The sequence below is a fragment of the Burkholderia sp. AU45251 genome, assembly GCF_030482905.1.
Taxonomy (GTDB): domain Bacteria; phylum Pseudomonadota; class Gammaproteobacteria; order Burkholderiales; family Burkholderiaceae; genus Burkholderia; species Burkholderia aenigmatica.
Map to the genome: position 1 here is coordinate 1 of NZ_JAUJQH010000046.1, position 22,766 is coordinate 22,766.

Consider the following 22,766-nt stretch of genomic DNA (forward strand, 5'->3'; position numbering starts at 1 on the left):
CAACGTCCCGGAGCCCAAACTCGACCAGAACTAACAAGAAAATCTACAATCAACACCGCGCAACGCCCAACCCCGCCGAATCGGTCACGTTCCCGAAATCGGCGGTCACGTTCGCCGAAATACGCACAGAGGCCATCACAAAGCCGTCGGCAATCGCATAGAGGGATGTGAGTGTCGCGTCGCTGACGTCGCGGAGCCAGATCAGGCGCTTTCCCGTCTCTGGGTGTTTCTCCAGTCTGGCAGCCACATCTTCCACGTGCCAGCCCTGCTTTCCCGCAATGACGAGTCTGACATCAACACCCGCGCTCCATAAGCACTCGAACGCGTCAAGTACCAGGGCATGTGCTTTGCGCGGCTCCACTGTGCCAACCATGATGACTGTACGGCTGATCGAAGGTTCAAAAAGCCGAGAAATGTCGACCTCGTTCGGATCCGGGGGGAGGCCTTGTGCCGGCAGGTCCGCGCCGAGGTGGAACCAGCGGATGGCCGGCTGGTCGTTTGTCAGGTGGTGGCCTTCTAGTCGGCGTCGAACGTCCGCAGCTACCGATGAGGATATGCAGAATAGCGAATCCGCATGGATCGAAATGCTTGTAACCCAATGCTGGAAAAATTTGCTTGAACGACGTGTAAACCAGTCTGGGTTGGTTGCGGGAAGCAAGTCATAAACGACAAACGCATGACGGACGCCTTTCGCGCGCCACTCGAGCAAGTCTGCTTGCCTGCGAGGCAGGATTCTACTTGTCAAATCGAGGCCGAGAAAAATATCCCCCTGATCAACGTTGATCGCCTCCGCCGAGGGCGGAGCGCTGCCCGTGAGTGCTGAAAAATACTGGTCAGCATAGCGATATCTCTGCTTGCGCGTCGCCATCACGGGCCGCACGACAAATCCCGGCGGTGGTTCGCTTATCAACTCGCGAAGTAGCGAACGAACCACGCGCTGAATGCCGGTGCCGGCGTCGTGCACGGCAATGATGGAAACATCGACCAAAAGTTGGCGGCTGGCAGTCGATTGCGCCAGTTTGCCGGTTCGTATCGATCGTACGGCCCGACGGGCGTCTTTCGTGAAGTGGGGCGCCCACCGCGTTGCCAATAGCGTCAGCAGTATTGCTTTTATTTTTCGTATCAAGGGGCGATTTTCACGTTAGGTCGCGGGATGCCGCGACTTCGGTCTGACCTGCTTTGGGCGAGACGCGGAATTTGCTGTACTGGATGCCAGGAGGCCTGGAAGATGGACATTGGTCAGCACCAAGATGACCCAAGCCTGATCTGGGTCGCGCGCATCTCCTTAGTGCGGGAGGGTCACCCGCTGAGGAAATGCTGCACACCGCCTCACATGACGCTTTCCTTGTAGAACGCGTATGCGTCGTCCAATTTTTCAAAATCGTGTAACTTACCATTGACCAACACCGCCGCACGATCGCAGTGTTCCTGGATGTATCCGGGATCGTGGCTAACAATGATAAGAGACCGATCGCGACGTCGTTCAAATAATTCGTGATGGCACTTCGTATGGAATCGACTGTCCCCAACGGCGATGATTTCGTCGATTAGAAAGCAATCGAATTCGACGGCCATCGAAATCGCGAATGCCAGTCGAGCTCTCATACCCGCCGAGTAACTCTTCACCGGTTCGCGCAAGTAGTACCCAAGTTCGGAAAAATCCTGAACGAATGCTTCTGCAGCTTTGGGGTCGGCACCATAGACCCGGCAAATGAAGCGAAGATTATCCATGCCGGTCAGGCTGCCTTGAAACGCACCGCCGAAAGCGAGTGGCCATGACACGCTCATGGTCCGGGTGATGCGTCCGGATGTCGGGAGTTCCGCTCCGCTGATCATCCGGATCATTGTTGATTTGCCAGCGCCGTTCCGGCCCAAGATTCCGACTTTCTGCCCTTTGGTTATTCTTATGTTCACGCCATCCAGCACCAATCGCTGACCTTGTCGCGTATGGTAGGCTTTTGACAGGTTCTCCATTTCAATCATTCTGGTTCCACACGCTTACTGGCTTCTCTTACTAGAAATAGCCCGAGAAGCAAAAGTAATAAATCGGCCGTGATCATGTAGCCTACGTCGTAGTGGGCCTTGACTGCAGCTCCGAAGTATCCCGCGCGCAACATTTCGGCGCCATGGACCATCGGTATGAGCAGGATGACCTTCTGCGCAGAGACGGGGAGCCAATCGACCATGAACAATGCCCCGGAAAGCGGAAAAAGCAAATAGGCCGCTGTATGCCAGACACGATCGATCGTTTCGCTTCGCTCGCTCAGAGCCCCAATGGTGAACCCGAGCCCGGTGCCGAGAATGATGAGATACACCCAAGCCTCGATCATCAGTACAACGTCGTGCGGGGGGGCCATTAGTCCAAGCACGATGAAAAACGTGGAGAGGAACACCAGGGAAATCGTTGCGCCGGACACTTCAAGCAGGACACGCGCAATAAAGAAATCAATCACGCGCACGTTGCGGTGATAGAGCAGGCTTTGATTTGGAAGAATCGCGAGCGCACAGCGGTTTACGCAGTTACGCCACAAAAGGACCGTCGAGTAGCCCGTAACGGCAAACGCCGTGATAGGGAGATTCGATCCGTGCGTTGACTTCGTGGCAGTCCAGAGACCGGTCACGCCGAGCGTGAACATCATCGGTTCGAAGAACACCCATAGGAAACCAATATTGTGGCGACCGTAGCGCGTCAGGATTTCTCTCATCAGCAGCGCGCCCACGACTCTGCACTGTATCTGGAACGATCGATACAGTGGCGCAACGTGCTTCTGCGGGATCTCGCTCATTCGTGATGCTCGCGAACGCCGGCGAGCAGCAGCGTCAGGACGCCCCAGACGATCATCCCAAGCGCGAACACCTCGAATACCGACTTCAGTCGCTTCGGCTCGATCGCCACATCTGGTGCATTCGGCTGGACGAGTCTTTCCAGATAGAGCTGCTTGCGCTCGGCTTCGGCACGAGCGTTTTCCAACGCCGACATCGCCGAACCAAGCTGCTTGTCGCTGAATTGCGCATCCAGTTGCAGCCGCGCATAGTTCGCAGCCTTCTGCGAAAGCGAGTCCTTGCCGCCAGTCACGCCTCCGGTCGCCGCCTGTATCTGCTTCTGCAGCGATTCGATGTTCGTTTTCAACACGGGAACCTGCGGGTTCTGCGGCGAAATCGACTGTAGCTGCATGAGCTGCGTCTGCGCGGCGAACATCTGTGATTGCAGGCTCGTGACCTGCTGAAGCTGCAGGGCGGACTGCTTTTCCGGATCAAACACCGTAAACGAGTTACGGTAAGCCGCGAGCGCTGCTGCTGCATCCTTTGCCTTCGCCGCAGCGAGACTGACTTCGCGCTGCGCGAACTGGACCGTATCCGACGATGCCCGGTCGTTCATCCGATTGACGAGCCGTTCGCTGATTTCCAGCAGCGTCTGGTTGATCTTTTCAGCGTCCTTCGACGTGAACGCCCGAACCTGCAATGTGGTAATGGCGGACGTGGAATCGAAGTCTATCGATACGACATGCTTGCCGTAATACTTCCACAACGCTTCAAAGCTATCGTCGAGGCTAGAGTTGAACCGGCTGATGATGTCGCCGCGATTCGAGTACGCGTCAAGGAGGTAGTTGCCGCGGTTCAGCTCAGTCAGCGCGTCGCGCGACTGGATATAGTCGATCACAGGGTAGGTATCGTCCTGTGCCCGCGCGAACCCGGTGCCTTGCAGCAGCGCACCGACCACGCTCGTTTGGCTCTGCCGCTGGGCGCTGCGCACGACGAAGCGCGACTCCGAAACGTAGACGTCGGACGCCACGAGACCATAGTAGATAGTGGCAATCGTGGTGGGCACGAGTACTGTCAGCGCAAAGAGCCGATTAATCTTCTTGATCCGCGCTATCAGGCCTTTCTTATTGACCGTTGGCGACCCCGATGTCGCCGTCCTGCTAGATACGTTTTCCAACTCTTTTCCAGGCTGTTTGGCTCCGTTGCACTATCCGCCGCGTGTGGCGATTTTGTGACAAAGGAGCGAAGAATATTCGTGAAACTGTGTCGCCAACTCTAGGAAAAACGTTTCAAACAGATTGGCAACCTGCTTAAGCACCCCGATTGCGCCATGCCGCGTTGGCGCGCTGCGGTGCCGCGGTGGCCTGCGATCTGTGCGACAGATGCGCGTAGATCGTGCCACGGCGGCTGATTATAGCCACACGTTATGCAAGGCGCCATCGCGGTGGGGTTGTTGCGACACCTTGCCGTATTTTTCGCCGCGTCTATATTGCTTTCAGCTACGATGCTGTATTCTTCGAACCTTGCCGGGACCAAGCAATTTTTTAACAAATATTACGGGCTTACTACATCGAAGGTGTCGCGGGCGGCGTCGCAGCATTTCGAGCAGGCCATATTCGCTGTTTGACCAGACAAGATGCCTCGTTCATTCCTTGTGTTGCAAGGGACGGCTTCGCCGTTTTTCAACCGCCTCACCGACGCTTTGCGGGAACGCGGACACGCAGCACGCAGGGTCAATTTCTGCGGCGGCGATCTTCTTTACGGCGGGGCAGGCAATGCGTGGGACTACCGCGGCACGCCGGACGACTTGTCCGGCTGGTACGCAAAGCTTGCGCAAGCGGGTGATTTCACGGATGTCATTATGTTTGGCGATTGTCGCGAGATTCACCGTCATATGCATCCGGTATCGCAGGCATTCGGCCTGCGGGTTCATGTTTTCGAAGAAGGCTACGTCCGCCCGCACTGGCTCACCCTCGAGAGGGGTGGAGTCAACGGACGTTCGCTGCTGCCGCGTGATCCGTCCTGGTATCTCGACCAGCGGAGCGTGACCCCGCCGAGCCCGGTTGGCCGTTCCACCGGCTACAAACTCAGCGAGCGCGCGTATCACGACATTCGTTATCGCGCCGCGAACATGCTCTATGCGACGCGCTTCCCGCATTACCGTAGCCACCGCCCGCGAAACGGCGTCGCGGAATACGCCGGCCTTGCCGTGCGCGCGCTCCGCCAGGGGCAACATGATCGCCATGCTGAGCGTGTGACGCGTGAACTCCTCGACGCCGGTCGACCGTACTATCTCTTTCCGCTCCAACTGAACTCGGATACGCAGATTGTCGTCCATTCGCCGTTTGACGGTATCCGCGATGTGATCGCCAAAGTCATGCGGTCATTCGCGAGCCACGCGCCTGCGGACGCGTGGCTCGTCATAAAGAATCACCCGCTCGACACGGGGCTCATCGACTATCGCCATTATGCGCGGCAACTTGCGTGCGAACTCGACATGGCTGATCGCTTGCGTTTCATCGACGCAGGCCATTTGCCCACGCTGCTCGAGCACGCGCGAGGCGTCGTAGTGGTCAACAGCACAGTCGGACTTTCTGCGCTGCATCATCGCCGCCCGCTGATTGCGCTCGGCACGGCGATCTACAGCATGCCGGGACTCACCGCGCAGGGTGAGCTCGACGATTTCTGGCGCGACGCGTCGCCGCCGGACATGCACCTGTACCAGGCGTTTCTCGACTACGTCGTCCATCACACGCAAATCAACGGCGACTTCTACACGCGCACCGGCATCGAAATGGCGACTGCCGGTGCGGTTTCTCGTCTCGAGGCGGTACATGGCTAGTTCCGTGCCGCGCCACATCGTCATTACCGGCGCGAGTGCGGGCATCGGGCGCTCGCTCGCTATCGCCTATGCGGCGCCGGGTAGGGTGCTGGGGCTCGTCGGACGGGATACGGAGCGGCTTGACGCTTGCGCCGACGCCTGTCGCGCACGCGGCGCGCAGGTGGTCACCGCGCAGGTCGACGTGCGAGACGCAGCGGCGATGCAGGCATGGCTATGGCAGTTCGACGACGCATATTCGATAGATTTGCTGATTGCCAACGCCGGGGTGGCGAGTACCCTCTCGTCGGCTCGCGACTGGGAGAATCTCGACCGCACGTCGGCAATCGTCGATACCAATTTCTATGGGGCGATGCATGCAGTACTGCCGGTGATGGAGCGTATGCGGCCGCGCCGACGCGGGCAGGTTGTGCTGGTGAGTTCCCTCGCGGCAATACGTGGCATGGCCATTTCGCCCGCGTACTGTGCAAGCAAGGCCGCGCTCAAGGCGTATGGTGATTCGGTTCGCCCCTTGCTAGCGCGTGACGGCATCCGTCTGTCGGTTGTGATGCCCGGCTTCGTGAAAACTGCGATGAGCGACGTGTTCCCAGGTGACAAGCCGTTCCTCTGGAGCGCCGAGCGCGCAGCCGCATACATCCGGCGCCGGCTTGACGCGGGCCGCAGCGAGATTGCATTCCCGGGCCTGCTGGCATTCGGCATGCGCCTCCTGACGCTCTTGCCTGCCGCACTCGCCGACGCAATCCTCGACCGTCTGTCCTATCTGCCATCGAAGGACAGGGTCAATTGAGCGCGCGTCTTGCCGTGATGCTTGCGGCTACCGTTGCGCTGTCGTTCGCGGTCGATGCGATTGCCGTCCCGCGGGCGCCGCTGCGGCGCCCGCCAGTGTCGTCAGTGTTTCACATTCTTTCCGTAGTCTTCCTGTTCGACATGGTGTTCGCTGTTACGTCGCGGCCGCTCTTCTCGGCCTGCGCGGCGCTTGCGCTCGTCGGTCTTGTCGCCGCGGTCAGCAATGCGAAGTACGAGTCGTTGCGCGAGCCGTTCGTATTTACCGATCTGAGCCTGTTCAGCCAGTTGTTTTCGCATCCTCGTCTTTATTTGCCGTTCCTGAGCGTCGGCAAGGTCGTCGCGATCGGTGCCGGCATCCTGCTTGTGATCGCGGGCTTCGTCGTCGAGCAACCGGTGCACCGGGGCTCCGTCGCGGTGGCGTGGCTGGCGGTGGCATTGCCGTTCGCGATCGCCATGCCCATCGCGGCGCGCTTGCCGCTCACACTCGATCCCGATGTCGATCAACGTCGGCATGGCTTTTTTGCCGTGTTCGTCGCCTATCTGCTCAACGGGCTGCGTCCTGCGACGTTCCGGAAGTTCTGCGGGGTCCTGGCGGCCGGGCCGTTCGCAACCGGCAAGCCGACAAGACGTCCAGACGTGATCGTGATCCAGAGCGAATCGTTCTTCGATGCACGCCGGCTCGGTGAGGCGGTCGAGCCGAATCTCTTCAGGCGCTTCGACCAGGCGCGTCGCGAGGCCGTCTGGCATGGCGAGATGACGGTCCCTGCGTGGGGGGCAAACACCATGCGAACGGAATTCGCGGTGCTGACCGGCACGGAATCCTTTTCGCTTGGATATGCGCGCTTTTATCCTTACGCATTTGTAAGAAGTAAAATCGCTTCGCTCGCATCCTGGTTCAATCGTTGCGGCTACGATACAGTCGCGATTCATCCGTATTACGCCGATTTCTTCGGGCGGCACCGGGTATTTCCGTTGCTCGGCTTCACGCGTTTTCTCGATATCCGCCACTTTGAATCGGCCTCCCGTGCCGGTCCGTACGTGGCGGACGCCGCAGTGTCCGAGTCGATTATCGCGGAACTCGATGCGGCGGGCGGCGACTGCCCGCGCTTCGTCTTTGCGATGACCATGGAAAATCATGGCCCGCTGCATCTGGAGCAGGTTTTGCCTGGAGAATCGTCTTCGCGGCATACTCTCGGCGAGGTTGCATCCTGGCGCGATCTGACGGCATATCTGCGGCATATCGAAAACGCGGACGCCATGATCGGGCGCCTGCTCGATCATTTGCGCGCCAGCGATCGTGAAACGGTCGTTTGTTTTTACGGTGATCACGTTCCCGCTCTGCATCATGTATTCCAGAAGCTGGGCGTTTCTCCACAACGCAGCGACTACTTCATTTGGCGAAATTACGGCACAGTTGCTCCTGAATGCCGGCATTTGGCCGCCGAAGAGCTGGGGGCGGCTCTGCTGAATGTGGTACAAGACGACGGAAATCGCATGGAAGAGCCGTGCGCATCCGAGAAAGCGACATAAAAGATGAACAGTAAGATTGCAATAATTGGGATAGCGTGTCGGTTTCCCGGGGGTGCAAACAACCCCGGCGACTTCTGGCAACTGCTGCGCGACGAACGCGACGCAGTGACCGAAATCCCGGCCGACCGGTTCGGTACCGATTTCTACCAGCACCCGTCCAAGCGCGAACCGGGCAAGAGCTACACGTTCTCGGCCGGCGTCCTCGACAACGTCGCCGGCTTCGACGCCGCGTTCTTCGGCATTTCCCCGCGCGAAGCGGCCCAGATGGATCCCCAGCAGCGCCTGCTGCTCGAACTCGCATGGGAAGCGTTCGAGGACGCGGGCGTGCGTCCGGCCGACATGCGCGGCAGCAACTGCGGCGTCTTCGTCGGTGCCGCGAGCATGGATTACGGCAACCGCAACATGGACGATCTGAACGTGATCGATCCGTATTCGGCGACCGGCAATACGCTGAGCATCGCGTCGAACCGCGTGTCCTACCTGTTCGACCTGCGCGGCCCGAGCATGTCCGTCGACACGGCCTGCTCGTCGTCGCTCGTCGCGCTCCACCAGGCGGTCAAGGCGCTGCAGTCCGGCGAAGCCGACGTGGCGCTCGCGGGCGGCGTCAACCTGCTGCTGCACCCGTTCGGCTTCGTCAGCTTCTCCAAGGCGTCGATGCTGTCGCCGCGCGGTCGTTGCCGCGCGTTCGATGCGACCGGCGACGGCTATGTCCGCTCGGAAGGCGGCGCGTTCGTGCTGCTCAAGCCGCTCGATCGCGCGCTCGCCGACGGCGACACGATCCATGCGGTGATCGCCGGCTCCGGTGTGAACTCGGTCGGCCATTCGCCGGGCGGCATCAGCGTGCCGGGCGCGGCCGCACAGGCGTCGCTGCTGCGCAGCGTGTACGCGCGCGCGGGCATCGATCCGCAGTCGCTGGCGTATCTCGAGGCGCATGGCACCGGCACGGCGGTCGGCGATCCGATCGAGGCGCGTGCGCTGATCGACGTCGTGTCCGGTGAGCGCCCGGCGGATCGTCCGCTGCTCATCGGTTCGGTCAAGACCAACATCGGCCACCTCGAAACCGCATCCGGCATGGCCGGGCTGCTGAAGGCCGTGATGTGCCTGAAGCACCGCGCGGTACCGCGCTCGCTGCATTTCGTTACGCCCAATCCAGGCATCGATTTCGACGGCGGGCGTCTGCGTGTCGTCGATCGCTACATGTCGCTCGACGCGGGCGACGTGCCGCTGACGGTGGGCGTCAACTCGTTCGGCTTCGGTGGAACGAACGCACACGTCGTACTGACCGAGGCGCCGGCTGCAAGCGAGGCGTCGACGGCCGTACCCGAGCCGATTCACGCGCAGCTGTCTCCGCTCGTCCTGACTGCGCGCAGCGCGAACGCGCTCGGCGCACTCGCGGGCCGTTATCTGGCGGCCCTCGACAACGGCGGCGACTGGCAGGCGCTGGCCGCCGCGGCCGCACGTCGTCGCCAATGGCTCGAGCATCGCGCGATCGTTGCGCCGGCCGACGTGGCCGAAGGACGCGCGGCGCTCGCGGCGCTGGCCCAGCCGGCGCCGGAAGGGCTGCCGGCCTGCGTGGCGACCGGCCACGCGCCGGCCGATGCGGTGCGCACCGCGCTCGTGTTCTCGGGCAACGGCTGCCAGTGGGTCGGGATGGGCAACGAGCTCTATGCCGAGAACGCGGTTTTCCGCGCAGCGCTCGACGAAGTCGACGCGCTGTGGTGTGCCGACGGCAGCCCGTCGCTCGTCGACGTGATGCGCGGCGGCCCGAGCGCGGAATGGCTGGCCGGCGCGGGCGCCGAATGGCTCGCCGCGACGGAGAACGCGCAGCCGCTGCTGTTCGCGATCCAGGTCGGCATGATCCGCGTGATCGATGCGCGCGGGATGCGTTACGACGCGGCGATCGGCCATAGCGTCGGCGAGATTGCCGCGGCGTGGGTGACGGGCGCGCTGTCGCTGGCCGACGCGGTTCGCGTGATCAAGATCCGCAGCCGCGCGCAGGCCATGACGCGCGGCAGCGGCCGGATGGTGGCCGTCGGCATCGGCGACGCGGCGGCGCGCGAATTGATCGCGCGCCACGGGCTGGCGCGGTGCGTCGAGATCGCCGGCATCAACAGCCCCGATGCGGTGACGCTCGCGGGCGAGCTGCAGGGATTGCAGGCACTGGAGGCCGCGCTGCGCGGCAGCGGCAAGTTCTTCCAGATGCTGGATCTCGACTACGCGTTCCACAGCAGTCACATGGACCGCATCGAGCCGGTCGTGCTGGCCGAACTGGCCAGCCTGCGGCCGCAGCCGGGCAACGGCGCATTCGTGTCGACCGTGACCGGCGGCGCGCTTGCCGGCACCGAGCTCGATGCCCGCTACTGGTGGCGCAACATTCGCGAGCCCGTGCGCTTCGGCGACGGTATCGCGCATCTGATCGAGCAGGGCGTCCGGCTGTTCGTCGAGGTCTCGCCGCATTCGATCCTGCGCACGTACGTGAAGCAGGCATTCGCGGCCGCCGGTGCGACCGGCGTGGCGCTGCCGACGCTCAAGCGCGACCACGGCAGCGCGGCGACGCTGCGGCAAGCGATTCTCGCGGCGATCGCGCACGGTGCGAGCGTCGATCCTGACCGCTTCGCGCCGGGTGAATCGCGTGCCGCATTGCCGTCCTATCCGTGGCAGCGCGACCGTTTCTGGCTGACGCCGACCGTCGAAGGCTACGGCCTCGTCAATCGCCGCCGCGAGCATCCGCTGCTCGGCTATCGCCTGCATGAGCACGCATTCGCGTGGGAAAACCAGCTCGATCCGGCGAAGCTGCCGATGCTGGCCGATCACGTCGTCGACGGCGGTGTGGCGTTCCCGGGGGCCGGCTACGTGGAAATGGCGCTGGCTGCGGCACGCACCTTCTTCGATACACCGGATGCGGCACTCGAAAACGTCGAGATCCGCACGCCGGTGGTGTTCCAGCCGCAGCAGGCGAAACTGTTCCGGCTCGTGATCGAGCCGCGCACCGCAACCTTCACGATCGAGACGCGCGACCGGATGTCCGACGGCTCGTGGACGATGAACGTGACGGGGCGGATGCTGGAAAGCGGCAACGCGCTCGGCGAGGCGAGCGTCGTGCCGTCCGATGCGCTCGCTCGTCTGCTCGCGCTGCCCGCAGCCGACGGCGACACGCTGTACGCAAACACGGCGGCCATCGGCCTCGGCTACGGGCCGGCGTTCCGCTGGGTCCGCACCGTGCGGGTCGCCGCGGACGACGGCGCGGCGCTGGCCGACGTCGCCGCGCCAGCCGCATGTGGCGATGCGCGGGCAGTGTCCGCCTATCTGCTGCATCCGGCGCTGATGGACAGCGGGTTTCATCCGCTGTTCGCATTGCTTGCGGCGCACGCGCGCGACGGTGAGCATCCGGCTTACGTGCCGGTGCAGATCGGCCGCATCGACTATCTGCGTGGCGACACGGTCGAGCGGGTGCTCGTGCGAATCGACCGGCACAGCCCGCATTCGATCGTCGCGCATTTCGAATTTCTCGACGCACGGGGCGCGATCGTCGCGCGGCTCGGCGGTTGCCGGTTCCGGCGCGTCGATCTCGTCGGCCGTCGGCAGAACCTGCCCGCGCGCTTCGTCTACCGCCTTGAAGAAGTGCCGCTGCCGGGCGACGTCAACGCAGCCGGTTTGCCGGCTCCCGACGCGCTGCTCGCGCAGGCCGTCGCGCGGCTCGATGCGACCGGGCACGACGGTCGCCGGACGCAGCATCTGACCGAAATCCTGCCGCTGCTCGACGTACTGGCGAGCCTTTACGCGCTCCGCGCGTTCGATGCGCTCGGCGCATTCGCCGGCACGTGGCAGCCGGCGGCCGGACATGCGGCGCTGGCCGCGCGTCTTGCCGACATGCTGATCGAGGATGGTCTCGCTCATCGCGATGGCGCGCTGCTCGTGCGCGACGACGCGGCGTGCGCGGCGTTGCCGCCGCTCGACGAGCTGTGGCGCGGGCTGCTGGCCGAATCGCCGGGGCACGTGGCCGAGCTCACGCTGCTCGCGCATTGCGGCGCGGCATTGCCCGACGTGCTGGGCGGTGCGAAGGATGGCGCCCGCCTGCTGTCGCCGACCGGGCACAGCCTGGTCGAACAACTCCTTGCCGCATCGCCGACGTGGCAGCACGTGCACGCGTTGCTGACCGCAAGCGTCGAGCAGGCCGTCGACGAATGGCAACCGGCGCGCCGGTTGCGCGTGCTCGAACTGGGCGCAACGGACGGCGACGTGCTGCAGACGCTCGGCATGCATCTCGCGGCCGCGCGTTGCGATCACACGATCGCCGCGACTGCCGGCCAACTGGCCGGGTTCGACACGGATGCGGAAGCGGCGGTGCGCACGGTTGCGCTGCAGTCGGGCGAGCGGCTGTCGCTGGCGGCCGACGAAGCCGGCCCTTACGACCTGATCGTCGCGAACCGCGCGTTGAGCGGCCGTCACGATGTGGCCGACGCGCTGAATGCGATGCGGTCGTGGCTGGCGCCGGGCGGCTTGCTGCTGCTGGCCGAGTCGCGCCGCGGCCGCTTCTCCGACATCGTATTCGGCGCGCAGTCTGCGTCGACGGAAGCCGACGCGCCGGTGCCGCTGGCGCCGGCGGATCTCGATGCGGCGCTCGAACGCGCGGGCTACGTCGATGTCGTGCGGCACGTCGAGCAGTCGCTCGATCTGGATGGCACGCCGACGTTCGTCATCGCGCGCAACCCCGCAAGTGCCGTCGTTGCGCAACGCGGCGACGATCCGAGCGATCTCGATACGCTGGCGCGCAGCGAACAATGGCTCGTGATGCACGCACCGGACGCCGCCGGCAGTTTCGGCGGGCGGCTGGCCGATGCGCTGGCGCGTGCGGGCTATCCGGCCGATATCGTCGACGTCAAGCATGCGGCCGATGCGATTGCATCGTTACCGGCCGGGCAGCCGGCGCATGTCGTGTTCTGCGCGCCCGAAACGCCGCTCGCCGAATCGGCGACGGGGGATGGCCTGATGGCCGCTCAGCGTAACGGCGTGATCGCCCTGGCGGCACTCGTTCGCGCGCTCGGTGCGCAGCCGAACGCTGCCACGCGGCTGACCGTTGTCACGCGTGGCGGCGCGCCATTCGCCGGGACCGCGAATGCGCATCCGGAACAGGCCACGCTGTGGGGCCTCGGTCGCGTGTTGGCGAACGAGCATCCCGAGCTCGCGTGCCGCCTGATCGACGTCGATCGAGCGACAGACCGGACCCCCGACGCGCTGATTCGCGAACTGACTGGCGCAGCGGTCGAGGAAGAAGTCGTCCTGGGCGCACACGGGCGGCAGGTGCCGCGCATGCTGACCGCCGCGCAGGCTGCGGCCCGCAACGATGGCGCGATTGCGCGTGCGGCCGTACTCGCGTTCGATGCACCGGGCTCGTTGCGCAATCTCGAATGGTTTGCGTTGCCGGAAAACCCGCTGGGCGCGGACGAGGTGGAAATCGAACCCGTTGCGACCGGCCTCAATTTCCGCGACGTGATGTATGCGATGGGGCTCTTGTCCGATGAAGCGGTCGAGACCGGCTTCGCGGGCGCGACGATCGGCATGGAGTTGTCCGGCCGCGTCGTCCGGGTGGGCAACGCCGTGACGGAATTTGCGCCGGGCGATGCGATTCTCGGCTTCGCGCCGGCCTCGTTCGCGACGCGCGTCAGGACGCGCGCGCAAGGGATCGCGCTGAAACCCGAGCGTCTGTCGTTCGAGGAAGCGGCGACCGTGCCGACCACGTTCTTCACCGCGTATTACGCACTCGTCGAACTCGCGCGTCTGCGTCGCGGCGAGCGTGTGCTGGTACACGGCGGTGCGGGTGGCGTCGGGATCGCTGCGATCCAGCTCGCGCGCCACTTCGGCGCGGAAGTGTTCGCGACGGCCGGCAGCGACGAGAAGCGCGAGTTCGTGCGCCTGCTCGGCGCCGACCACGTGCTCGATTCGCGCAGCCTGGCGTTCGCGGACGAGATTCGCGTGCTGACGGGCGGTCAGGGCATCGACATCGTGCTGAATTCGCTTGCCGGCGAAGCCATGGTGCGCAGCATCGATACGCTGCGGCCGTTCGGTCGTTTCCTCGAACTCGGCAAGCGCGATTTCTACGAAAACAGCCATATCGGGCTGCGGCCGTTCCGCAACAACATCAGCTATTTCGGCATCGACGCCGACCAGTTGATGGGGGCGCTGCCGGAACTGACCGCGCGCCTGTTCGGCGAAGTGATGGCGCTGTTCGAGGCAGGCGTGCTGCATCCGCTGCCGTATCGCGCGTTTCCCGCCGAACGGGCGGAGGATGCGTTCCGCTACATGCAGCAGGCGCGCCAGATCGGCAAGGTGCTCGTGACCTATCCGTCCGGCACGCCGGCCCCGACGCGCGGCGTCACGCGCGCGGGTTCGCTCGCGCTCGATCCGCATGGCACGTACCTGGTGGTCGGCGGCACGGGCGGGCTCGGGTTCGCGAGCGCGCGCTGGATGGTCGAGCGCGGCGCACGCCGGCTGACGCTGGCGAGCCGTTCCGGCGAACTCGCTGCTGCCGCACGCGAGGAAGTCGAGCAGTGGCGCAAGACGCTCGGCGTCACGGTCGATGTCGTGTCGTGCGATGTGACCGACGCGGCGGCAGTCGATGCGATGGTTGCCGCGATCGTCCGGCGCGATATCCCGCTCAAGGGCGTGCTGCATTCCGCGATGTCGATCGACGACGGCCTCGTGCGCAATCTCGACGATGCGCGCATGGCCGCGGTGCTCGCACCGAAGGTGGCCGGCGCGTGGAACCTGCATCGCGCGACGCGCGCGCTGCCGCTCGACCTGTTCGTGGTCTATTCGTCGGCGACGACCTATCTCGGCAATCCGGGGCAGTCGAACTACGTCGCGGCCAACACCTTCCTCGAGGCGCTCGTCGAACATCGTCGCGCAGCGGGATTGCCGGGCACGTTCATGGCCTGGGGGCCGCTCGAGGACGTCGGCTTCCTCGCGCGCCACGCGGATACGCGTGAGGCGTTGCAGTCGCGGATCGGCGGTGCGTCGATCACGTCCGACGAAGCGATGGTCGCGCTCGAGCGCGCACTGGTGGCGGGCGCGGCAGGCGAAGCCGTGGTCCGGCTCGACTGGCACGCCGTGGCGCGCGGGATGCCTGCCGCGAAGGCGCGCCGGTATTCGCTGCTGCAATCGCATGCGAAGGGCGGCGATGCGCGCGACGGCGGCACGCAACTGCGGGAAGAAGTGCTGGCGTTGCCGCGTGACGAAGCGATCGCGCTGGTTGCCCGGACGCTGCAGGGACAGATCGCACGGATCCTGCACATGACGCCGGATCGCATCGCGCTCGACAAGTCGGTGCTCGACATGGGCATGGATTCGCTGATGGGGATGGAGCTCGGCCTCGCGGTCGAGGAAGCGTTCGAGGTCAAGCTGTCGGTGATGGCGATTGCCGAGGGCGCGTCGGTGACGACGCTGGCCGGACGCATCGTCGATTCGATCGGCGCGTCGACCGATGCGGACGCCGGTTCCGCGACGGATGCCGCGCAGGAGGCCGTCGCGGCGCTCGCTGCGAAGCACGCGATCGACGGCGAAGCGCGCGCGATGCTCGATACGCGGCAGGCGCCCGCGGCGGGCCAGGCGTCGCCGACGCTGGAGGTCGCGCGATGAGCGCGCCGTCCGGCTGGGCGACGAGCCAGGGTACGCTGGCGCGTCCGCTCGCGATCGACGGTCACGGGCTGCACACGGGGCGCCGGGTGGGCGTGCGGATCCTGCCCGCGCGTCCGGAAGACGGCCTGACGGGCATCGCGTTCCGTCGCGTCGCGCAGGGGCGCACGCTCGCGACGCTGCCGGTCGATCCCGCACTGCGCCGCGCGCAGCCGCTGTGCACGATGCTGCGTAATGCCGACGGCGTCGGCGTTCGCACGGTCGAGCATCTGCTCGCGTCGCTGCTCGCGTGCGAGATCGATCACGCGATCGTCGAGATCGATGCCGAGGAAGTGCCGATTCTCGATGGCAGCGCCGCGCCGTGGGTGGAGGCCATCCGCGCGTGCGGCCGCGTCGCGCTCGATGCGCCGAAACGTTTCATCCGCGTGCTGCGGCCCCTCGTCGTCACGGACGGCGAGGGCGACCAGCGGCGCGAAATGCGGATCGAACCGGCGCCGCGTTACGAACTGAGCGTGCGCAACGACCTGCGCGGCTTCGGCGACATGCACTGGGATGGTGCGCTGACGCCGGCCGCATTTGCGACCGACATTGCGCCATCGCGCTCGTATGGCCGCGTGAAGTGGGCGGTACCCGCGATCGTCGCCGGTTATCTGCGCGGAGTCCCGATCCTGCGCGGCGCGCGGCCGTCGTGCACGGCGTCCATTGTCGGCAATCGCGTGCTGGGCGGGATGCGGCTGCCGGAGGAGTTCGTCCGGCACCGCGTGCTCGACCTGGTCGGCGATCTGGCACTGGCCGGTGCGCCGCTGCTGGCGCGCGTGAGCGCGCTGCGGCCGAGCCACGAGATGAATTTCCGGCTGGTGGACGCGCTGCTGGCCCAACCCGATGCGTGGCAGTGGGCCGAGTTTCCCGACGCGTGACACCACGCTTTTTCATGACGCGCGGCGTAACATAGCGTCTTTTCGAGAAACAGCGAAGGAAGCAATGGCACTGGGAGAGCATCTTCGCCAGCAATTGGCGGCGAAAGCGCTGAAACGGCAACTGGAACGCGCGACCGATGCTGCCGCGGCACCGGGCGTGCCCGGCACGCTGGCAGCGCAGACCGCATCGGCGCGCAGCCGCTTCGAGTCAATGCCGCAGTATCAACAGGTCCGGATCATGCGCGAGATGGGCGAGAAGTTGCGCGTCGACTCGCCGTTTTTCCGCGTACACGACGGCGTGGCCGGTGCGACGACGCAGATCGGTGGCCGCGAATACCTGAACTTCGCGAACTACAACTACCTTGGCCTGGCCGGCGATCCGGCCGTGTCGTCGCGCGCGAAAGCCGCGATCGACCGCTACGGCACGTCGGCGTCCGCGAGCCGGATGGTCGCGGGCGAGCGTCCGGTGCAGCGCGACCTCGAGCGCGCGCTGGCCGCGTTCTACGAGACCGACGATTGCGTGGCGTTCGTGAGCGGCCACGCAACGAACGTGACGGTGATCGGCGCGCTGTTCGGCCCCGGCGATCTGGTCATCCACGATTCGCTCGCGCACAACAGCATCGTGCAGGGCGCGCAACTGAGCGGCGCGAAACGACTGAGCTTCGCGCACAACGACTGGCAGGCGCTCGACGAGCTGCTGTCGCGCGTGCGCCGCGAATACCGGCACGTGCTGATCGCGATCGAAGGGCTGTACAGCATGGACGGCGACTTCCCCGACCTGCAGCGCTTCGTCGACGTGAAGACGCGCCACGGCGCATTCCTGCTGGTCGACGAGGCGCATTCGCTCGGCGTGCTCGGCGCGACCGGCAAGGGCATCCGCGAGCATTGCGGCGTCGCGCCCGACCAGATCGACATGTGGATGGGCACGATGAGCAAGACGCTGGCCGGCTGTGGCGGTTTCATCGCCGGCTGCCAGCCGCTGGTCGACATGCTGCGCCATCTGGCGCCGGGCTTCCTGTACAGCGTCGGGCTCGCGCCGACGCTCGCCGAAGCGTCGCTGGCCGCGCTCGAGCGCCTGCAGGCCGAGCCGGAGCGCGTTGCGCAACTGCAGGCGCGCGGGCGGCAGTTCCTGACCGAAGCGCGCGCCGCCGGGCTGAACACGGGCACGAGCGCCGGGTTCGCGGTCGTGCCGGTGATCACGGGGAGCTCGCTGAAGGCCGCGCAGTGGGCCAATGCGATGTTCGACGAAGGGATCAACGTGCAGCCGATCTTCTATCCGGCCGTCGAGGAAAAGGCTGCGCGCCTGCGCTTCTTCATCTGTTCGACGCACGAGCCGGAGCAAATCAGCCGGACGGTTGCCGTGTTGTCGCGTCTCGCGGGACGCAGCGCATGACGCTGGCCGCTTCGTTCGCGCAAGCGGCGCCGCGCGCCGGTGAGCGTGTGCGGTTTCGTGCGGCCGAGGCGGCCGACGCGGCGGCGTGCGCGCCGCTCGTGTTTGCGTCCGGCGTGGCCGAATTCGGGTTCTTTCTCGGCGAAAGCGACGCGCGCTGCGTCGCCTTCCTGCAGCAGGCGTTCCGGTCGCGTCACGGGCGCTTCTCGTGGTGCCGGCATCGTGTCGCGATGGCCGACGACGGCGCCGTGCTCGCCGTGATGGCGATTCATGACGGGCGGCAGACGATGTTCGACGACGTGCATGTCGTGTGGGCACTGGCGCGCTTCTTTGGCGTGCGCCGCACGATTGGCCAGTTGTTGCGCGGGCTGATCCTCGAAACGGAAATTCCGGCGCCAAAGCGCTCGCAGATCCTCGTCGCGCATTGCGCAACCGACGAGCGGCAGCGCGGCACGGGCATCTTCAGCGCGCTGTTTCGCAATGCGCTGGACACCGGCGCATTGCCGGCCGACGGCAGCCGCGACGTCGTGCTCGACGTGCTGACCCGCAACGTGCGAGCCCGCGCGCTGTACGAACGGCTCGGGTTCACCGTACTGCCGCGGCCGCGCACTCGTTCGCGCCGGTTGCCGGCCGACCTCGATTCGATCCGGATGCGGTTGTCGCGCCGCGCCTGACGGCGCGAGCGGTGCCCGACGCGCTACTTGTGCCGCGGGCTGAACGGCCGCTGCTGCACATCGGCGCCTTGCGCGACGATCGCCATGCTTTCCGGTACTTCCTCCCATGCCCCCCGCAGGTCGACGAGCGGCTCGGACACGACCATGAACGCGTCGTCGCCGGCTTCGGCGATGCGCGGGTTGTGCGGATACAGCTCGTGCAGGTGCTTGAACGACGTGCTGTGGAACAGCGAACGCGATTGCCGCTCGCTCGAATAACGCACCGCGATGATCCGTTCGCCGTCGGTCGCGCAGATCGTCATGTTGAGCGGGTCGGCCACGCGATGCCGCGCGGCGGTCTCCTCGACCACGCCGACCATCCGCTCGAGCGCCGGCAGCGGCGTCTGCTCGAGGCCGTAGGTCAGCGCGAGGCGGAACATCAGTTCGGAGTCGGTCGACCCTTCGAGCGTCGGGAACAGCGCGGGGTCGATCTTCAACGTCAGGTCGCGGCGCAGCTTGTGGAAGTCGCGGATCAGCCCGTTGTGCGCGAACAGCCAGCGGCCGTGACGGAACGGGTGGCAGTTGGTTTCCTGCACGGGCGTGTCGGTGGCCGCGCGGATGTGCGCGATGAACATCCGCGAGCGGATCGCGCGCGCGGCTTCGCGCAGGTTGCGGTCGTTCCACGCGGGATGCACGGAGCGGTAGCGGAACGGGAGTTCGTCGGGGTGCCCATACCAGCCGATGCCGAAGCCGTCGCCGTTGGTGGTCGTCGCCCCCAGCTCCGAATGCAGGCTCTGATCGATCAGCGAATGCTTCGCGCGGAACAGGACGGTCTCGAGATGAATCGGATTACCCGTATAGGCGAGCCAGCGGCACATGGAGCGCTCCTTCACGATGGATCGTTCGCGCATGGTAGCCGACTTCGCGGCGCATCCGTGGCTGTGCGCGCCCGGCCGGTCATTCGGGCAGGGACGCCGGCCAATCTTCATACATCGCCTGCCCGGCGGCGCGCTGCGCAACCGGGCGGCCACGCAGCCATTCGGCCGGGCGCCGCCATGCGAGGGCAGCGCCGCAGCCGTCAGGTTCAGTCGCCGAGCGCGTCCATCACGCGTGCCGAATAGACGAGCGCCGCACCTGCGTTCAGCGCAATCGCGACGCCGAGCGCTTCCGCCACTTCTTCCTTGGTCGCACCATGCTTGGCCGCTTCCGCGGTGTGCACGGCGATACAGCCGTCGCAGCGCGTCGTGACGGCGACCGCGAGCGCGATCAGTTCGCGCGTCTTCGCGTCGAGATGGCCCGTCTTGGCCCCGGCGCCGGACAGCGCCTTGTAGCCGGCCAGCGTATCGGGCGACAGCTTGGCGATCTCGCCGATGCGCGTCGAGAGTTCCTTCCGGTATTCGTTCCAGTTCAGCATGATGTGTCCTTTCGAGAAGAGGTGAGGAGAGCGGCTCACGCCGCGATCTCGGTCGATGCAGGGCTATTCTGATCGTTCGCGTTGAGGGTTTCGATACGCTAGAGTGTCAATTTTTAGCGGGATCGTCTCATGGATGCGTTGAGTCAACTGCTGTCGCTGGGCCGCAGCCATGTCGAACTCGACGTGCGCTGCCTGCTCGACGGGCCGTTCGCGATGCCGCACGACCCGTTGCCGCCCGGCGAGGCGGCGTTTCATCTGGTGCTGGCCGGAACCTGCCGGCTGCGTACCGCGGACGGGCGCACGCTGCAGCTTGCCGATGGCGATTTCGTGCTGTTGCCCGCGGGGGGTGTACACGACCTGCTCGACGCAGGGGCAGGCCGGTCGCGGCCGGTTGCGGCGTTGCGCGAACAGGGCGCCGGCGGTGGCGCGGTGCTGCCGGTCAAGTCGAATCTCGATCCGGCCGAACCGGGCGGCGCGAGCGTGGACCTGCTGTGCGGACGGTTCGTCTATGCGCGCGGCGCGGGCGAACTGCTGATGCGCACGCTGCCACACGTGCTGCATGTCGGGCTGCGCGAGGCGTCGGGGTTCGCGCCGCTGCAACTGCTGACGAGCGTGCTGCGCGCCGAGGCGTCGAACGGGCAGCCGGGCGCCGGCGCGATCGTCAACGCGCTCGGCCAGGCGCTGCTCGCGTACGCGTTGCGCGCATACGGTCGTGGTGCGCGCGTGCCGTCCGGCTGGCTCGCACTTGCGGCCGACGCGCGGCTCGGCCCGTCGGTGCAGGCCGTGCTGCAGGCGCCGGAGAAGCCGTGGACGGTCGAGTCGCTCGGCGACGCATCGGCGATGTCGCGCGCGACGTACGCGCGGCATTTCCGCGAGCGGGCCGGGATGAGTGTCGGCGTGTTCGTCGCGCAGATCCGGATGATGCATGCGTGCGCGCTGCTGCAGGACACGCAGCGCGGGCAGGCAGAGATCGGGCAGGCGGTCGGTTACCAGTCCGAGGCCGCGTTCGGCAAGGCGTTTCGCGCGGTGCTCGGCACGACGCCAGGGCGCTGGCGGCGCGCGCAGCGCGGCATGTAAGACTGCAAGCGCGGTTGTCGTGGCACGCGCCAAAGCTGCTACCATGCGCGAAACGCAGTTCAACGAAAACGATTTCGCACAAGAAGAAAGAGAGGGCAAAGCAATGAACCAGACCACCATCCAGCAACCGTCGTTCGCGTTCGTGGCCGCATCGTGGGCCGCGCTGCTCGCCGGTTTTGCCGCATTCCTGATCGGTCTCTGGAACGCCGGCATGCAGCTCAACGAGAAGGGCTACTACTTCACCGTGCTGGTGTTCGGCCTCTATGCGGCGATCTCGCTGCAGAAAAGCGTCCGCGATCGTGCGGAAGGCATTCCCGTTACCGGCATCTACTACGGCCTCAGCTGGATCGCGCTGCTGCTGTCGATCGCGCTGCTGGTCGTCGGCCTCTTCAATGCGACGCTGCAACTGAGCGAGAAGGGCTTCTACGCGATGTCGTTCGTGCTCGCGCTGTTCGGTTCCGTAGCCGTGCAGAAGAACACGCGAGACCTCCAGAACGCGAAGCCGCGCTATACCGACGCCGAATCGGCGCCGTCGGTCCAGGAGTGACGGCGCGCGAAGCGGGCGCCTTCCCGGCCGCCCGTTTTGCGACGACGGTCGCGGGCGGGCCGCATTCGCCGATGCGCCGCGGGCTCCCTGCCCATTCGTTTCATCGATGCCGATGCGCATGACGATGGAGATATTCCGGATGCCAGACTTCCCAGAAACCACACGGCCCACCCGCGCAGCGGCCCGTTCGGTCGCGGCGCGGGCCGCGCTCGTGCTGGAGACGAACAACCTGCGGGGCGGCGCGGGGCTCGCGCAAGCCGTCGACAGCCTGAAGCGCCTCGTATCGGCGCTGTCGAAGCAGACCGTGCCGCTCGCGGCACTCGCGCAGTGGATCATCACGCACGATGGCCTGCCCGCCGATGCGTGCGCGGAGATCGCCGTGCTGGCCGGCCGCCCGATCGATTTCGTCGAGATCGGCGCGAGCACCGGCTACTACGATGCGAAGAACGACGGGTTCGATCGCGTCGACGCGGCCCGCTGCGACATCGTCGTGTTCGGCGATGCCGATTGCCGGCCGGCCGACGACTGGCTCGAGCACCTGCTCGCACCGTTTGCGCGCGACGCCGGCGATGCGCCCGTCGCGGTGGCCGGGCGCACCAGCTATGCGCCGAACGTGCTCGGCATCGCGCTGACGTCGATCGATTTCATGTATTTCCCGAGCCCGCTGCGCGATGGCGCGACGCGCAACTTCTACGCGAACAACGTCGCGTTCCGGCGCGATGTGTTCGCGCAATTCCGCTACGAGCCGCTCGACGGCGTCTATCGCGCGCATTGCCAGGTGATGGGGTTGCGGATGCAGGCGGCCGGCGTGGCCGTCGAGTTCGCGCCGGCCGCGCATACCGAGCATCGGCTGCCGGACACGCATCGCGAATCGCTGAAGCTGCGCTGGATGCGCGGCGAGGACAGCGTCGGGCTGACGCCATATCTCGTGAACGCCTACCTGCCGCGCGGGTGGCAGTGGCTCGGCCGCAGCGGCCCGCTCGGCCCGTTCTGCGTGATGACCATGCGGCTCGGCTACAGCCTGCGCGCGCTCGATCGCCAGCAGTTGCCGCCGCTGGGCGTGGCTCGCTATCTCGCGGCCGTCGGCGTCACGATCGCCGCGTCCGCCGTCGATACGCTCGGCGCGCTCGCGCGCGGGTTCGGTCTCGCCGGGCGCGCCTCGGCCCGGCGCGATCTCGAAGCGCTGTCCTATCACCGTCATTGAACCGGCGCCGCGCA

General features: G+C 65.7%; 16 protein-coding genes. 10 read left to right on the forward strand and 6 right to left on the reverse strand.

Annotated elements, in window-relative coordinates:
- Positions 1-49: 49 nt before the first annotated feature.
- The 4 genes from QZM67_RS38540 to QZM67_RS38555 all read right to left on the reverse strand — a co-directional run bounded on the left by QZM67_RS38540 (position 50) and on the right by QZM67_RS38555 (position 3,940).
- A complete protein-coding gene (locus QZM67_RS38540; protein ID WP_301811450.1) occupies positions 50-988 on the reverse strand; it encodes a glycosyltransferase in 939 nt (312 codons plus the stop codon).
- Positions 989-1,329: 341 nt separating this feature from the next.
- Positions 1,330-1,983 (reverse strand): ABC transporter ATP-binding protein, encoded by a 654-nt coding sequence (locus QZM67_RS38545; RefSeq protein WP_175031149.1) that lies wholly within the window; start codon positions 1,981-1,983, stop codon positions 1,330-1,332.
- A complete protein-coding gene (locus QZM67_RS38550) occupies positions 1,980-2,786 on the reverse strand; it encodes an ABC transporter permease (RefSeq protein ID WP_301811465.1) in 807 nt (268 codons plus the stop codon). Before QZM67_RS38550 ends, QZM67_RS38545 begins: the two co-directional genes overlap by 4 nt.
- The gene (locus tag QZM67_RS38555) at positions 2,783-3,940 is read right to left on the reverse strand and encodes a hypothetical protein (protein WP_175012629.1); all 1,158 of its coding nucleotides are present in this window, start codon (positions 3,938-3,940) and stop codon (positions 2,783-2,785) included. Before QZM67_RS38555 ends, QZM67_RS38550 begins: the two co-directional genes overlap by 4 nt.
- A gap of 459 nt (positions 3,941-4,399) precedes the next feature.
- On the opposite strand from QZM67_RS38555, the gene QZM67_RS38560 reads away from it, so the two are divergent.
- The 7 genes from QZM67_RS38560 to QZM67_RS38590 all read left to right on the forward strand — a co-directional run bounded on the left by QZM67_RS38560 (position 4,400) and on the right by QZM67_RS38590 (position 18,531).
- Positions 4,400-5,605: a capsule biosynthesis protein gene (locus tag QZM67_RS38560; protein WP_301811469.1), complete on the forward strand. Its 1,206-nt coding sequence runs from the start codon at positions 4,400-4,402 to the stop codon at positions 5,603-5,605.
- Positions 5,598-6,389: an SDR family oxidoreductase gene (locus QZM67_RS38565; RefSeq protein ID WP_301811472.1), complete on the forward strand. Its 792-nt coding sequence runs from the start codon at positions 5,598-5,600 to the stop codon at positions 6,387-6,389. The genes QZM67_RS38560 and QZM67_RS38565 overlap by 8 nt, the downstream gene beginning before the upstream one ends.
- A 17-nt stretch (positions 6,390-6,406) precedes the next feature.
- Complete coding sequence (locus QZM67_RS38570) at positions 6,407-7,918, forward strand: LTA synthase family protein (RefSeq protein WP_301811512.1); 1,512 nt, start codon at positions 6,407-6,409, stop codon at positions 7,916-7,918.
- Between the two features lie 3 nt (positions 7,919-7,921).
- Positions 7,922-15,553: a type I polyketide synthase gene (locus QZM67_RS38575; RefSeq protein ID WP_301811474.1), complete on the forward strand. Its 7,632-nt coding sequence runs from the start codon at positions 7,922-7,924 to the stop codon at positions 15,551-15,553.
- Complete coding sequence (locus QZM67_RS38580) at positions 15,550-16,467, forward strand: UDP-3-O-acyl N-acetylglycosamine deacetylase (protein ID WP_301811477.1); 918 nt, start codon at positions 15,550-15,552, stop codon at positions 16,465-16,467. Before QZM67_RS38575 ends, QZM67_RS38580 begins: the two co-directional genes overlap by 4 nt.
- Before the next feature lie 64 nt (positions 16,468-16,531).
- A complete protein-coding gene (locus QZM67_RS38585) occupies positions 16,532-17,860 on the forward strand; it encodes an aminotransferase class I/II-fold pyridoxal phosphate-dependent enzyme (protein ID WP_301811479.1) in 1,329 nt (442 codons plus the stop codon).
- Positions 17,857-18,531: an N-acetyltransferase gene (locus QZM67_RS38590; RefSeq protein WP_301811481.1), complete on the forward strand. Its 675-nt coding sequence runs from the start codon at positions 17,857-17,859 to the stop codon at positions 18,529-18,531. The genes QZM67_RS38585 and QZM67_RS38590 overlap by 4 nt, the downstream gene beginning before the upstream one ends.
- 23 nt (positions 18,532-18,554) lie before the next feature.
- Here the strand turns inward: QZM67_RS38590 and QZM67_RS38595 are convergent, their stop codons facing one another.
- Both QZM67_RS38595 and QZM67_RS38600 read right to left on the reverse strand, forming a co-directional pair.
- Positions 18,555-19,388, reverse strand: a complete 834-nt coding sequence (locus QZM67_RS38595) for a class II glutamine amidotransferase (RefSeq protein WP_301811513.1) — start codon at positions 19,386-19,388, stop codon at positions 18,555-18,557.
- 206 nt (positions 19,389-19,594) lie between these two features.
- Positions 19,595-19,924 carry a carboxymuconolactone decarboxylase family protein gene (locus tag QZM67_RS38600; RefSeq protein ID WP_043189451.1) on the reverse strand — a complete coding sequence of 110 codons (330 nt, stop codon included), beginning with the start codon at positions 19,922-19,924 and terminating at the stop codon, positions 19,595-19,597.
- A 129-nt stretch (positions 19,925-20,053) separates the two neighbouring features.
- Between QZM67_RS38600 and QZM67_RS38605 the strand changes: the two genes are divergently transcribed.
- The 3 genes from QZM67_RS38605 to QZM67_RS38615 all read left to right on the forward strand — a co-directional run bounded on the left by QZM67_RS38605 (position 20,054) and on the right by QZM67_RS38615 (position 22,752).
- Positions 20,054-21,001, forward strand: a complete 948-nt coding sequence (locus tag QZM67_RS38605) for an AraC family transcriptional regulator (RefSeq protein WP_301811484.1) — start codon at positions 20,054-20,056, stop codon at positions 20,999-21,001.
- A gap of 103 nt (positions 21,002-21,104) precedes the next feature.
- Entirely contained in the window at positions 21,105-21,548 is a 444-nt protein-coding gene (yiaA, locus tag QZM67_RS38610) for an inner membrane protein YiaA (RefSeq protein WP_039361552.1), read from the forward strand.
- A gap of 139 nt (positions 21,549-21,687) precedes the next feature.
- Positions 21,688-22,752: a glycosyltransferase family 2 protein gene (locus QZM67_RS38615; RefSeq protein ID WP_301811487.1), complete on the forward strand. Its 1,065-nt coding sequence runs from the start codon at positions 21,688-21,690 to the stop codon at positions 22,750-22,752.
- Positions 22,753-22,766 lie beyond the last annotated feature (14 nt).